The 12415-nt window shown below is 71.2% G+C and carries 15 protein-coding genes; 6 read left to right on the forward strand and 9 right to left on the reverse strand.

The features are described from left to right. Positions 1-243: 243 nt before the first annotated feature. Entirely contained in the window at positions 244-966 is a 723-nt protein-coding gene (locus tag ACN6LB_RS35165) for a CBS domain-containing protein (RefSeq protein ID WP_445029383.1), read from the reverse strand. Positions 967-1240: 274 nt separating this feature from the next. Between ACN6LB_RS35165 and ACN6LB_RS35170 the strand changes: the two genes are divergently transcribed. Both ACN6LB_RS35170 and ACN6LB_RS35175 read left to right on the forward strand, forming a co-directional pair. After that, the gene (locus ACN6LB_RS35170) at positions 1241-2131 is read left to right on the forward strand and encodes a universal stress protein (RefSeq protein ID WP_445029384.1); all 891 of its coding nucleotides are present in this window, start codon (positions 1241-1243) and stop codon (positions 2129-2131) included. A gap of 131 nt (positions 2132-2262) precedes the next feature. After that, a complete protein-coding gene (locus ACN6LB_RS35175) occupies positions 2263-2694 on the forward strand; it encodes a 2-oxoacid:acceptor oxidoreductase family protein (protein WP_445029385.1) in 432 nt (143 codons plus the stop codon). 239 nt (positions 2695-2933) lie between these two features. Here the strand turns inward: ACN6LB_RS35175 and ACN6LB_RS35180 are convergent, their stop codons facing one another. From ACN6LB_RS35180 to gap, 4 genes are all read right to left on the reverse strand, one after another. Further along, positions 2934-3446, reverse strand: coding sequence for a DUF2231 domain-containing protein (locus tag ACN6LB_RS35180; protein ID WP_445029386.1), 513 nt, complete (start codon positions 3444-3446; stop codon positions 2934-2936). Positions 3447-3544: 98 nt separating this feature from the next. After that, positions 3545-3778, reverse strand: coding sequence for a hypothetical protein (locus ACN6LB_RS35185; RefSeq protein WP_445029387.1), 234 nt, complete (start codon positions 3776-3778; stop codon positions 3545-3547). Further along, on the reverse strand, positions 3751-5478 hold the full coding sequence (locus tag ACN6LB_RS35190) for a GAF domain-containing protein (RefSeq protein ID WP_445029388.1): 1728 nt from the start codon (positions 5476-5478) through the stop codon (positions 3751-3753). The genes ACN6LB_RS35185 and ACN6LB_RS35190 overlap by 28 nt, the downstream gene beginning before the upstream one ends. Positions 5479-5598: 120 nt before the next feature. Next, complete coding sequence (gap, locus tag ACN6LB_RS35195) at positions 5599-6627, reverse strand: type I glyceraldehyde-3-phosphate dehydrogenase (RefSeq protein ID WP_445029389.1); 1029 nt, start codon at positions 6625-6627, stop codon at positions 5599-5601. A gap of 541 nt (positions 6628-7168) precedes the next feature. Between gap and ACN6LB_RS35200 the strand changes: the two genes are divergently transcribed. Continuing rightward, complete coding sequence (locus ACN6LB_RS35200) at positions 7169-7834, forward strand: DUF4389 domain-containing protein (RefSeq protein WP_445029390.1); 666 nt, start codon at positions 7169-7171, stop codon at positions 7832-7834. Beyond that, positions 7831-8211 carry a hypothetical protein gene (locus ACN6LB_RS35205; protein WP_445029391.1) on the forward strand — a complete coding sequence of 127 codons (381 nt, stop codon included), beginning with the start codon at positions 7831-7833 and terminating at the stop codon, positions 8209-8211. Before ACN6LB_RS35200 ends, ACN6LB_RS35205 begins: the two co-directional genes overlap by 4 nt. 22 nt (positions 8212-8233) lie before the next feature. Here ACN6LB_RS35205 and ACN6LB_RS35210 read toward each other — a convergent pair whose 3' ends face one another. The 4 genes from ACN6LB_RS35210 to ACN6LB_RS35225 form a co-directional block, all read right to left on the reverse strand. After that, positions 8234-8452, reverse strand: a complete 219-nt coding sequence (locus ACN6LB_RS35210; RefSeq protein ID WP_445029392.1) for a hypothetical protein — start codon at positions 8450-8452, stop codon at positions 8234-8236. After that, complete coding sequence (locus ACN6LB_RS35215; RefSeq protein ID WP_445029393.1) at positions 8433-8831, reverse strand: universal stress protein; 399 nt, start codon at positions 8829-8831, stop codon at positions 8433-8435. Before ACN6LB_RS35215 ends, ACN6LB_RS35210 begins: the two co-directional genes overlap by 20 nt. Beyond that, positions 8825-9037 carry a universal stress protein gene (locus tag ACN6LB_RS35220; protein WP_445029394.1) on the reverse strand — a complete coding sequence of 71 codons (213 nt, stop codon included), beginning with the start codon at positions 9035-9037 and terminating at the stop codon, positions 8825-8827. Before ACN6LB_RS35220 ends, ACN6LB_RS35215 begins: the two co-directional genes overlap by 7 nt. Positions 9038-9213: 176 nt before the next feature. Next, complete coding sequence (locus tag ACN6LB_RS35225) at positions 9214-10209, reverse strand: Acg family FMN-binding oxidoreductase (RefSeq protein ID WP_445029395.1); 996 nt, start codon at positions 10207-10209, stop codon at positions 9214-9216. A gap of 538 nt (positions 10210-10747) precedes the next feature. Between ACN6LB_RS35225 and ACN6LB_RS35230 the strand changes: the two genes are divergently transcribed. Both ACN6LB_RS35230 and ACN6LB_RS35235 read left to right on the forward strand, forming a co-directional pair. After that, positions 10748-11962, forward strand: coding sequence for a globin domain-containing protein (locus tag ACN6LB_RS35230; RefSeq protein ID WP_445029396.1), 1215 nt, complete (start codon positions 10748-10750; stop codon positions 11960-11962). 32 nt (positions 11963-11994) lie between these two features. Further along, entirely contained in the window at positions 11995-12372 is a 378-nt protein-coding gene (locus ACN6LB_RS35235; protein ID WP_445029397.1) for a hypothetical protein, read from the forward strand. Positions 12373-12415: the final 43 nt, after the last annotated feature.

Raw genomic sequence — 12415 nt, forward strand, 5'->3', positions numbered from 1 at the left:
CCGTGCAGTCCGGGGACAGTGTGCGTCCCGGGGAAACCGGTCTCGACCCAGCCGAAGGTCGGGCAGGGTCGGCCAACCCGGCAGTCGCTCGATCATGCCAGCGATGTCTCCCTCCTCCACTTCTTGGCCACTTCCAGCGTCCCGCGCCGCGGCGGGGCCGGGCGTGGGCCGACCTGTGCCCTGCTGGGCCCAGTAGGCCCTGGCCCAACCTCCGCCCGTTGGCTGCGGGTTGAGGCGACCGCCTCATGCCCCGCCGCCGACTCCCGATGGCGGCGCATTCGTCCCGTTGTCCGTCAGATCCGGGTCGAGGTCGGGTCGGCGGTGCGGGCCCATGAGCGCGCAGTCGACGTCCACGACGCCCTCGACAGCCCGGACCAGACGTGTGGTGATGGGTACGAGGGTGGTGTCGGCGATCCTTCCGGTGAGCTTCACGACTCCGTTGTGGACCTTCACCGAGATCGGCTCGAGCGGTGCGGGGAACAGAAGAGCGACGACATCGCGCCCGACCTCTTCGGCTATGTCCTCGTCGTCCCGCAGGAAGACCTTCAGCAGGTCGGACCGGCTGACGATGCCCTGCAGATCACCGTCGTCGTCGACCACGGGCAGGCGCTTCACCTTGTGGAGCGCCATGATCCGCGCGGCCTGCCCGAGGGACGCGTACGCGGGGACGGTCAGTGCCGGGGCGGTCATCAGCTCCTCGGCGGTCACCGCACCGGCCTTCACCAGGTCGGCCGGCCGACGCAGTTGGGTGTACCGGTCCGGGTCGCCGTCGCGGAACTCCTCCTTGGGCAGCAGGTCGGCCTCGGAGACGACCCCGATCACCCGGTTGTCGCCCTCCAGCACGGGCATGGCGCTGACCTTCCAGTGCTGCATGGTCTTGACGATGTCCTTGAACGTCGCTTGGCGGCTGAGGGCGACAACAGTGCGGGTCATCACATCGCTCACGATGTGCGGAGTGCCGTGCATGGCATCCTCCAGGATGTTCGCGTCGCGCAGCAGGCTCCTCTCGCGACTCCTTCTGACTCGAGCACCGACCCGTTGGTGGCATGAGCCGAGTGGCCCCATTCCGGGTTCCGGTGGGCTCCTCCTCCCGACACACGGCCTGATCAGGCACAAAGGGCCGTTCGACCCGCTGTCGAGGCCACGCGGCCCCTGCCACGGCGGGCTCCTTCACCGGGAGGCTGGTGGCGCAGAGGTCCGCCGGAAGGTGTGCGGACGTCGATCCGGGGAGGTGTTGGCCGTGCTTCGCCCCGTGGTCGTTGGGCTGGACGGCTCACCCGAGAGCCTCGCCGCCGCAGATTGGGCGGCCGGGGAGGCATTGCGGCGCGGCCTGCCGCTGCGCCTGGTGCACGCGTGGGAGGGCCTGCCCTCCGACACGTCGTCACTGCCCGAGCTCGAGGCGCCGCGGTACTGGGCGCAGCGGATCCTCAATGGAGCCATGGACCGGCTGAACGAGCGCTACCCGCAGGTCTGCCTCAGCGCTGAGCAGATCGCCCGGCCCGCGGCCGAAGCCCTCGTCGCGGCGGGTGCCGAGGGCGAGTTGCTGGTTCTGGGCAGCCGGGCCTTCAGCGGGCTCGGCGGGTTCATGGCAGGTTCGGTGGCGCTCGCGACCGTGGCCCACGTGACCCGGCCGGTCATTCTCGTACGGGCCGACCGGACCGCCGAGGACGACCATGCGCCGGACGAGGAGGGTCGGCCGTCGGCGCGCACCCCGTACCGCGATGTCGTGGTCGGCGTGGACACCGCGCACCCGTGCGAGGAGCTGCTGGCGTTCGCCCTGGAGAACGCGGCGCTGCGCGGCGCGCCGCTGCGGGTGGTGCACGCCTGGCACATGCCCTACACCCAGAGGGCGGCGGTGGCCAGGATGAGCGCGGTGGCGAAGCGGGCCGCCGAGCGGGCGCTGGACGCGACACTTCGGCCGTGGCGGGAGAAGTACCCGACGGTGAAGATCCAGGAGTTGGTGGAGAACGGGCGTCCGGCGCAGCTGTTGCTGAACGCCTCGCAGGACGCCGGTCTGCTGGTCGTGGGCCGCAGGGTCCGGCCGGCCACGCTCGGCACGCACACCGGACCGGTCGCGCACGCGGTGATGCACCACGTCCCCTGCCCCGTCGCGGTGGTCCCGCACGAGTGACTCCCGGGTCCCCGATCCATCCGGCATCGACGTACCGGGGACCCCACGCTCCACCGGGGACGCTCGCCCCTGCGCAGCCGGCCCTGCCCGGCGTTACGAAGACACGGAGGCCACTGTGGAAGCAGAGTGCCGTGTTCCGGGTACGCATCCACGGCCGTGGCTGCCAAGGCGCCGTCACGGCCGCGGAGTTGTTGTCCGTGGCGGCGTTCATGGAGGACCGGTACACCCAGGCGTTCCCGAAGTTCGGCTCGGAGCGGACCGGGGCTCCGGTCGTGGCGTTCCGCCGGGTCGACGACCGGCCGATCCAGGTGCGCAAGCCCGTCATGCGGCCAGATGTACTGATCGTCCAGGACCCAACGCTGCTGCACCAGGTCGATGTCTTCGCAGGACCGCGCCCCGACGGCGCCGTCCTGATCAACTCGCCACGCCCCGCCACCGAACTGGGCCTCGGGGACCCTACCGACCATGCCCTCACGGTCCCGGCCACCGCACTCGCTCTGCGTCACTTCGGCCGCCCCGTGCCGATACGTCGTCCTGCCTGGCGGCCTCGCCGCGCTCACTGATCGCCGGCGATCGACTCGTTCACCGCCGCCGTCCGGACACACTTCCCCGGCGTCTGGGTACCGCCAACGCGGCCGCTGCCCGGGAGGCATACGACCACGTCCGCGCCCAGCGGGAGGACACACCCATGCGAGTACGTCAACGTCGAGTGGGAGCTCGCCGCAATGTCCATGCGCATCGGGGCGTCGGCGGCGGCCGACGCAGAGGCCGGGTGAGCACTTACATCCGCCTCTGCCGAGAGTCAGTCGTCGTCCCCGTCGCCACCGGACGCCGCCTTGGAGAAGCCGTCGTGCCACGCGGCCTTCGCCCCTGAGTCCCCGATACGGTAGACGTCCACAACAGCTCCCGTGGCCACAGCGAGCGACAGAACCGCCGCCGCGATGCGCACTGGCGTGGCGGACCGGTGGGTGCCGCGCGCAGTGCCGGCCGCGGCGGTGCGGCGGGCCGTCCACCAGACAACGGTCGCCAGAACGAACAGGCCCCCGGCCCAGGGGAGCAGGCCGTCGCCAAGCTCGGCGTGCCGGCGCACCAGCGCATTGCCGGGAACGTGTTCCTCCAGCCACTCCCCGGCCTGCGTGGTGAGCGGCACGCTCCCCAGCGTCACCAGCGCGAGCAGCGGCAACACGATGCCCATGCGCTGCGCCGCGCCCGGCCAGATCGCCCCGACCACGAGTGCCAGCGCTGTCAGCGGAACGAGCACGACGACGAAATGCACGAGCAGAACGTGCACAGGCAAGCCGTTGACCAGGCTCATGGGTGGGTCTCCTCCAACAGGTTGGGCCACGAAGGTGTCGATCAGGCGCGGCCAGCCTGGCACAGGAGTTTCTCAGCTTCTTCTGAGGTGAAAAATCATCAATCCACAATAAATAGGGCGCCGTCCCGGTGTGTCCTGTCCGTGGATCCGTCGACGAACTCTCCCGCTGCCACCTTCAGTTGGGCGAGGCCCTGCTTGGCGTCGGTGAAGAACATCCCGTCTTCGGGTACCCGGTCACCGGACGGCGTACGCCCCGGTGTGCTCCGGTCGTGGCCGCGCCTGTCGGCGGGAGGTGCCGCCCCTCCTATTCCGGGGACAGCGGTACGCGCCACGCGAGCACGGTGCCGCCTTCGGCCGGGCTGCCGAGGTCGAGTGCTCCGCCCAGTTGCCGGGCCCGTTCCTCCATGTTGCGCAGGCCGCTGCGCCGGCCCTCGGACGGGATGCCCACGCCGTTGTCGGAGACGGTCAGCCGGATCTCGCTGCCGTCGGTCTCCAGGGCCACGTCGGCGCGGCCGGCCCGGGCGTGCCGGGCGATGTTGGTCAGGGCCTCGGAGAGCACGGCGACGACGTGGTCGGCGACGTCCCTCGGCACATCGGTGTCCAGCAGGCCTTCCATGCGCAGGCTGGGCGCGAAGCCCAGCACCGTCGCCGCCTCGCCGACCGCGCGCACCACGCGCGCTCGCAGCCCGGTGCCGGCGCCGCCCTCACGGGAACGCAAGCCGAAGATCGTCGACCTGATGATCTTGATGGTCTCGTCCAGGTCGTCGACCGCGCGTACGACACGCTCGGCGGCCTCTTCGTGCTCGATGAAGCGGCCGGCGCTCTGCAGCGTCATGCCGGTGGCGAACAGTCGCTGGATGGCCAGGTCGTGCAGGTCCCGGGCAATGCGGTCGCGGTCCTTGAGCACCGCGACCTCCTCGGCGTCCTGGCGGCGCTCCGCGAGTTCCATCGCGACGGCGGCCTGCGCGGCAAAGGTCTGCAAGGTCTCGGTCTCCGTTGCCGAGAACGCCTGACGACCGGCTTCTCGTGCCAACAGGACCACGCCTCGTGGGCCCGCCTTGTCCGTGCCGATGGGCACGGCCACGGCGGGGCCCAGTCCCCCGAAGCGCGGAGGCTCCAGGGAGATCCGTTCGTCGTGGCCGACATCCGCGCTGGTGACGGGTTCGGCGCCGGAGAAGGCCAGACCCATCAGGCTCCTGTCCATGGGCAGTACGAGCCCCCGGTGCGCCTCGGCCTCCATCCCGACGGCGATCTCCACCGCGAGTGACTCGGTGTCCTCCATGGGCAGCGCGACCGCCGCCAGGGCCGAGCCGGTGATCTCACCGGCCCGCTCGGCGATCAGGCCGAGGACCTCGGTGCGCGCGCGGCCGGACATCAGGTTGTAGGTGATCTCCGCGTTCGCCTGCAGCCAGCGCTCGCGCAGCCGGGACTCCTCGTAAAGGCGGGCGTTGTCGATGGCGACGCCGGCCGCGACGGCCAGGGTCGCCAGCACGGACTCGTCCTCCCCGTCGAACTGCAGCCCGCCTCGCTTCTCGGTCAGGTAGAGGTTGCCGAAGACCTGGTCGCGCACTCGGATCGGGACGCCGAGGAAGGTGTTCATGGGCGGGTGGTGAGCCGGGAAGCCGTACGAGGAGGGGTGTTCGGAGAGTTTGACCAGCCTCAGTGGCTCGGGGTGGCTGATCAGTTCCCCGAGGATGCCGTGCCCCTCCGGGAAGGGACCGATCTTCTCGATCAGCTCCTGGCTGACTCCGATGGTGTGGAAGGCGGACAGCCGCTTGCCGTCCGGTCCGATCACGCCGAGGGCGGCGTACTCCGCGTCGACGAGCGTCGCCGCGGCCTCCACGATGCTGTGCAGCGTACCGCGCGCGTCGAGGTCGCGCCCTACCGAGAGCACGGCCTCCAGGAGGCTGTGCACCCGGTCACGGGTACCGCGCGCCGCGTCCAGGCGGGCCTGCAGTTCTTCCAGCAGCTCGTCCAGCCTCAGCTGCGGGAGCTGTACGCGGGCTTCCCGGGGCTCCTCAGAGCTTCCCACCGATGATCCTCCAGGTCCCCATGCCATGCCGGTGGCCGACGATGTCGGTCATGTGCCACGGTATCGTCCCAGCGCAGAGGACGGTATGGGATCCGGAGGCGTGACGGATTCCGGGAGGGGTCAGCCTTGCGGGAGCCGCGCGGCGACGTATTCGGTGAGCTCGAGCAGGCGGTTGGTGTAACCCCACTCGTTGTCGTACCAGCCGAAGACCTTGACCAGGTCGCCGTGCGCCTGGGTCAGCGGGGCGTCCAGAACGCACGAGGCGGGGTCGCCCACGATGTCGCGGGAGACGATCGGGGCGTCGGAGACCCGAAGGACACCCTTCAGCGGCCCGTCCGCCGCCTCCCGGAAGGCGGTGTTCACCTCGTCCACGGTCACCTCTCGTTCGAGGACAACGCTCAGGTCGGTCAGCGAGCCGTCCTCCACCGGCACCCGTACGGCGATGCCGTCCAGCGTGCCTGCCAGCTCCGGCAGGACCAGCCCCACGGCGCGGGCGGCACCGGTGCTGGTGGGGATGATGTTGACCGCGGCGCTGCGCCCGCGCCGCAGATCCTTGTGCGGGCCGTCCAGGACCACCTGGTCGTTGGTGTAGCCGTGGATGGTGGTCATCAACCCCTTGACCAAGCCGAAGTGGTCGTCGAGGACCTTGACCATGGGCGCTACGCAGTTGGTGGTGCAGGACGCGTTGGAGACGACGTGGTCGCTCTCCGGGTCGTAGGTGTCCTCGTTGATACCCATCACGACGGTGGCGTCAACGCCCTTGCCCGGCACGGAGAGCAGCACCTTGCGGGCGCCGCCCCTCAGATGCAGCCCCGCCTGCTCACGGGTGCGGAAACGGCCGGTGGACTCGATGACGACGTCCACGCCGAGGCCGCCCCAGTCCAGGGCGCCGGGGTCACGTTCGGCGGTCACCACGATGCGGTGCCCGTCGACGGTGATCGAGGTGTCGTCGTGCTCCACGGTGCGGCCGATGCGGCCGTACGTCGAGTCGTATGCCAGCAGGTGCGCCAGTGCCGTCGGCGAGGTGAGGTCGTTGATCGCCACGACCTCGACAGCCGTGCCGACCTCGGTCTCCGCGCGCTGCAGCACGCAGCGCAGGTAGTTGCGTCCGATACGGCCGAAGCCGTTGATGCCCACGCGCACGCTCATGTCCGTCGTCCTCCCGATTCGAGCCCGGCGGCGTCCGGGGCCCGCGAGCCAGAGTGCGCGTGATGCACCGGGCGGGGCTTGGGCCGTCCGGGGGCGAGCCGGGGGACGTTCGGCCCGGGTGTCAGCGGCCTTCCCACCGGAGCCGGTCATGGACCGGCCCGGCCGGCGAGGCACGGTCGACACCTGGTCCGAGTCCTGACGCTGCTTGAGGACCTACCCGGACGCGCCCCTCATGACCGCGTCCAGCACCCGACGCCGTACGACCTCGAGATCGTCCAGCAGGACAACCCGGATCGGTGCGCCGGGCCGGGGCTGTTCGCCACCGACTGCTTCCTGTTCCCTCCCGATACCCGTCCGCCTCGCACGCCCGCCGGCTCGCACCGGCCCCGGACGCCGCCCACTCCGAGGGACCGCTCCGACCGGGACCGATGGTCCCCGAACGGCCCCCACCGGCCCTCGCGCGGGCTGCCGCTCGACCGCCACGCTGGGCTTGGGCCCAAGTCGGCGCATCTGGAGCCATGGGCCGAAGGAGTTGATCGCCATGACAACCCTGGCGGGAACACCGGACCGTCCCGTCCGCGTGAACGCGGTGCTGGACGTGCCACTGTCCCGGTGGCTGTGGCTGGTGAAGTGGATCCTGGCCATCCCTCACTACGTGGTGCTGCTCTTCCTCTGGATGGCCTTCACCGTGGTGAGCGGCATCGCGTTCTTCAGCATCCTGTTCACCGGGCGCTACCCAAGGTCCCTGTTCGACTTCAACCTCGGGGTGCTGCGCTGGAGTTGGCGGGTGGCGTACTACTCGTACGGCGCGCTGGGCACCGACCGGTATCCGCCGTTCAGCCTGGGCGAGGAGCGGGACTACCCGGCGCGGCTGGACATCGCGTACCCCGAGCGCCTCTCCCGGGGCCTGGTGCTGGTGAAGTGGTGGCTGCTGGCCATCCCGCACTACATCGTCATCGGATTCTTCCTGGGCGGTTACCACCTCGGCTGGTGGTACGGCGGGCTGGTCGCGGTGCTGGCGATGATCGCAGCCGTCACGCTGGCCTTCACCGAGAAGTACCCACGGGGCCTGTTCGATCTGATCCTGGGCCTCAACCGGTGGGTGCTGCGTGTGGCCGCCTACGCCGCCCTGATGACGGACACGTATCCGCCCTTCCGCCTCGACATGGGTGGCGTCGAGCCCGGCAGTTCGGAGGAGTTGTCGTGACGACCCTGCTGGTGGCGACGTTCCTCATCGTGCACGGGCTGCTGCACCCGGGCGTCTGGACGGCACCACAGCAACCCTGCGGACCGGCCCCGTTCGTCCCCGGGCACTCGTGGGCGCTCACGGCGGTTCGCGTGCCCGCGGCGACGGCCGGAGCCGTGGCCCTGGCCCTGGCCTGGTACACGGCGCTCGTGTACGTCATCGCCGGCGTCGGCGTGGCGGCGGGTGCCGGATGGTGGCCCACCGCGGCTCTGGTCGCCGCCTCGACCGGGCTTGTACTCAAGGCCATTTGGTTCGACCCGTGGCTGAGTCTCGGCGTGCTGCTGGACGTGGGGGTAGTCGTCGCCGTGGCCTGTACCTGGCCTGCCTCCGTGTACTGACGCCGTGTACCGCGGGGGTACGTCAGTCGTGTGCATGCTGCAGTGCCGCATGCGTCACCGGTCCGATGTGACCCCCGACGAGGGTACGGCGGTTGCGTCGGCCGACGACGACCAGGGCCGCGTCACGGGAGGCGTGCGCGAAGTGCCGGCCGATGCTGCCGACCACAGCCTGCTCGCGCACCTGGACGCCGGGGAACTTGTCCTTCCACGGCCGCAACGCCTCAGCCGGACGACGGCTCACCTCCTCGGACGGTTCGGACAGTTCGGCGTCGAGTCCGGCGTCGAAGGCCGGCGGGCGGCGGACTCCAGCCGTGGACCACCCTCAGGTCGGCCGCGCGGCGCTGGGCCGCCTCGCATGCGAAGCCGACGACGCCTTCGCCGGGGTTCTCCAGATCCAGGCCCAGCACGACGTCGCGGTAGGGCGTGCCGGTGGACGCGGATCCCATGGCGTCCGGCAGGTGTTCGTCCGCGGCGTCCTCACCGGCGCGTACCAGGACCACGGGCCGCTCACTGCGGGCCCCTGCGGCGAGCGCGACGGAGCCGACCAGGAACCCGGCCAATCCACCAAGACCCCGGGAGCCGACGATCAGCAGGTCGGCGTCCGCGGCGGCGGTCAACACGGCAGCAGCGGGTGGTCCCGCCCGCGCTGCGCTTCGATGTCGACCGGCGCGAAGGCACCGGCCAATGGCGTACAGGTGCGGGGCTGCGGTTCCCAGGCATGGACCAGACGCAGGGACGCCTCGCGCTGTTCCGCTTCGCGGGCGGCCCAGTCGGCCGCGGCGATGCTCTGGGTCGAGCCGTCGAGACCGACGGTGCCGGCGGGCATGCACGGAACTCCTCCGGGGGATGCGCTCTCAGTCTCCGGGCCGGGCACGGGGGCAGGTGGGGCCTGACGTCCCTGCCGGGGACCAACACCCACAGCCCGCCCGTTCGTGATGTGGCGTCACCTTGTTGCCCTGGCCAACACACCCGTCAGCGCTGCCGAACTCGTCTGCGGCCCCGTCACACGATGTCGAGTACGTCGGCCACGCGTCGACGGGGTGTGGCCGGTCCGCGGGGGCCGTAGCCGAGGCGCAGCACCATCTGCACCTGGCCGGTGCCCTGCACCGGGTCGCGGGCCAGTCGGCGCAGGTCCGTGCTTTCCAGCGGGTGGGAGGTCAGGGAGGTGGCCAGGTCGGCCCGGGTCGCCTCGAGCAGCACGCGCTCCAGCGCCTGTCCGGCACGCAGCCAGTCGGCCGGCCCGTCGCCTGCTGTGCTCAGCAGGGCCAGATGAGGCGTGTACTCGAAGACGGTGCTGCCGCGGTCGGCCACCGTCCGGCGGCCCGCGAAGTCCCGCAGGGGAGCCTTGCCGTCCCGTTTGTGCGGCCCGAACGCGTACTCGGGCACGCCGTCGACGGCGGTGTCCGCCTCCGGTCCGAGCCGGGTCCAGCGCTCGAGGTCCTTCCTCGCACCGGCGTCCAGCGCATCGCGGCTCTCCGCGTCGTGGACGAGAGAGAGCACTGTCTCGACATGCCACGGACGGGGGAAGAGCAGGCGGGCGCCCTCCGCGACCGCGGCCTGCTGCAGCCTGGCCTGCAGGTCTTCGGGTACGTCCTTCTCCGCGAAGGGGTGACGGCTGGTGTGCCGCTGCCGGATCACCGCGTGCAGCCGTACAAGATCGTCCTCCACCGCGGGTGTTCCGGCGGGGCCCGCAAGCCGGACGGCGGCCATCAGCAATGGGTCGTCCGGCTCGGGCAGCAGTCGCGTGTGCGCGCTCAGGCCCGCGTGGGCGGCGGCCACGCGCAGGTTGAACAGGGCTGCACCGCAGCCGATGTGCAGCGCCCGGTTGTCGGGGTCGGAGCCGGGCATGGCCCGCTCGGCGTCGGCGCGCAGCAGCAGGAGGTGCTCGGCGGTTTCGAAGCGGAAGCGCCAGGGCTGCGCGTTGTGCATGGACGGTGCTGCCGTGGCATCGGTGACCAGCGCGATCACCGTGCTCTCGTCGAGCTGTGGCTGTTGCATCGCGTCCTCCTCACTCCGGACACCTGCCGAGCTCACCATGGCGGCACCCGCGGTGCAATGCGCCGATCGGCCCTGGGTCGGGGCCGGTCGCCTCTCTTCCTTCCGGTCGCCGCGCGTGACCATTGGATCAGGCGCGGACGCCGGGCACGGCGACGCAAGGGGTTCCCCCGCCCCCCACCGCAAACGGCGCCCGCACCAGGGGGACGGCCTCAGAAGGGGCCGCGGCCGTACGTGGGTCGTCGGCCGCGTGCTCGCACGGCTCGCTACCGCGCGAACACGTCCCCCGCCCGGTGCCACGCAGAGGTGCAGCCCGACCGGACAGGGCCGAGAGGAGATCTCCGCGATGCCGTACGGCCCCAGGGTTCGAGCGGACCGTTGGGCCGATGCGCCCGACTCGGTGGGCCGTCCGGCCCCTGTGCGGTCCACGGGCACCGAACGGCCCCGAAACACGGGCGGGCGACTGGTACACAGAAGTCCGGCCCGCACCTTGGACGCGGTGCCCACCCTTTCCCGACCATCCCCCTGCCCGGGAGGTTCCATGCTGTCCGCAGAATCCGCCGCCGTGGTGCGTGCCACCCTGCCCGCCGTGGCCGAAGCGCTCGACGAGATCACGACGCGCTTCTACGGCGCGATGTTCCGGGACCGGCCGGAACTGCTCGACGGGATGTTCAACCGCGGCAACCAGGCCAGCGGGGCCCAACGGCGGGCTCTGGCCGGGTCGATCGCCGGGTTCGCGAGCGCGCTGCTGAAGGATCCGGACAGCCGCCCGGACACGCTGCTGGACCGGATCGCGCACAAGCACGCGGCGGTCGGGGTCACTGACGACCAGTACACAATCGTGCACAAGTACCTGTTCGGCGCGATAGCCGAGGTGCTGGGCGGCGCGGTCACTGCGGAGGTGGCGGCCGCCTGGGACGAGGTGTACTGGCTGATGGCCGGCGCCCTCATCGGCCGGGAAGCGCGCCTGTACCAGGACGCGGGCGTCGAGCCGGGCCGAATCTGGCGGCAGTGGACAGTCATCGAGCGCCGTACCGAGACCCCGGACACGATGTCCTTCGTGCTCCGCCCTGCAGACGGCCGTCCGGCGCCGCGGGCACGAGCGGGCCAGTACGTGAGTGTGCGGGTGTGCATGGCCGACGGAGTGCACCAGGTGCGTCAGTACAGCCTGTCATCGGACCCGGGCAGGGACTTGCGGCGCATCACCGTGAAGCGGGTCGCCGGCGCGGACGGCGACCCGAACGGTGAAGTTTCCGACCTGCTGCACGACCAGGTCCGCGAAGGACACGAACTGACCCTCTCCGCCCCCTTCGGCGACGTCTTCCTCGACGACCCGGCAGGCGCCACCGACCCGCTGGTGCTGGTCTCGGCAGGCATCGGCTGCACCCCCATGACGGGCATCCTGGCCCACCTCGAAGCCATCGGCTCGACCCGCCCGGTGCTGGTCCTGCACGCCGACCGCTCCCCCAACGATCATGCCCTGCGCACCGAGACGCACGATCTCGTCGGGCAACTGCCCGCCGCACGCGCCGAGTTCTGGTACGAGCGCCCCGGCCCCGAGGAACCCCTCGCCCACGAAGGCCTGATGGACCTCAGCGGGTGCGAACTCCCCGACGGCGCCACCGTGTTCCTGTGCGGCCCGCTGCCCTTCATGCGGGACGTCCGCGGACAGCTGCTGGGCGCCGGTGTTCCAGCGCAGCGCATCCGGTACGAGGTCTTCGGACCCGATCTGTGGCTGCCCGGCCCGGGGGCCTGAACGACATCGCGCCTTCCACGAAAGGGACCATGATGACCAGCGACAACACGAAGGCCACGCCCTCGGTGCGACTGCGCCGCGACGGCGCGGTGGACGACGGGACCCTGGCGTACGCACGCACGAAGATCGACGCCGTCGTGGGCCGGCCGGGACTTCCCTCCGTGTTCGGCGAGGTGCGCATCCAGCGAGCGGCCGCTCACCACGTGCAACGTCCCTGGTCGGCCACGGCCGACCTGCACATCGGCACCCGGCAGGTGGTCGTCCTGGCCGAGGAGGCCTCCGGCCGGGCGCTTGTCGACCAGCTCCAGGACCGGCTGCGCCGCCAGGCCGAGAAGGCCGCCCACGCCTGGGACGACGGCCATCGGACGACGAACCCTCCATGGCGCGGCGGCGACCGGCACTCGGCCTGAGTCCGGGACGAACACAGGCCCGGTCGGTGACGGTCCACCGACC

The sequence above is a fragment of the Streptomyces sp. SAS_270 genome (genome assembly GCF_052543295.1).

Coding starts and splice junctions, on each gene's coding strand:
- gap (WP_445029389.1), bottom strand. CDS start 6,627: ATGAGCGTGCGCGTGGGCATCAACGGCTTCGGCCGTATCGGACGCAAC.
- ACN6LB_RS35220 (WP_445029394.1), bottom strand. CDS start 9,037: ATGCCCGCCGGCACCGTCGGTCTCGACGGCTCGACCCAGAGCATCGCC.
- ACN6LB_RS35165 (WP_445029383.1), bottom strand. CDS start 966: ATGCACGGCACTCCGCACATCGTGAGCGATGTGATGACCCGCACTGTT.
- ACN6LB_RS35180 (WP_445029386.1), bottom strand. CDS start 3,446: ATGAGCCTGGTCAACGGCTTGCCTGTGCACGTTCTGCTCGTGCATTTC.
- ACN6LB_RS35225 (WP_445029395.1), bottom strand. CDS start 10,209: ATGCAACAGCCACAGCTCGACGAGAGCACGGTGATCGCGCTGGTCACC.
- ACN6LB_RS35230 (WP_445029396.1), top strand. CDS start 10,748: ATGCTGTCCGCAGAATCCGCCGCCGTGGTGCGTGCCACCCTGCCCGCC.
- ACN6LB_RS35235 (WP_445029397.1), top strand. CDS start 11,995: ATGACCAGCGACAACACGAAGGCCACGCCCTCGGTGCGACTGCGCCGC.
- ACN6LB_RS35200 (WP_445029390.1), top strand. CDS start 7,169: ATGACAACCCTGGCGGGAACACCGGACCGTCCCGTCCGCGTGAACGCG.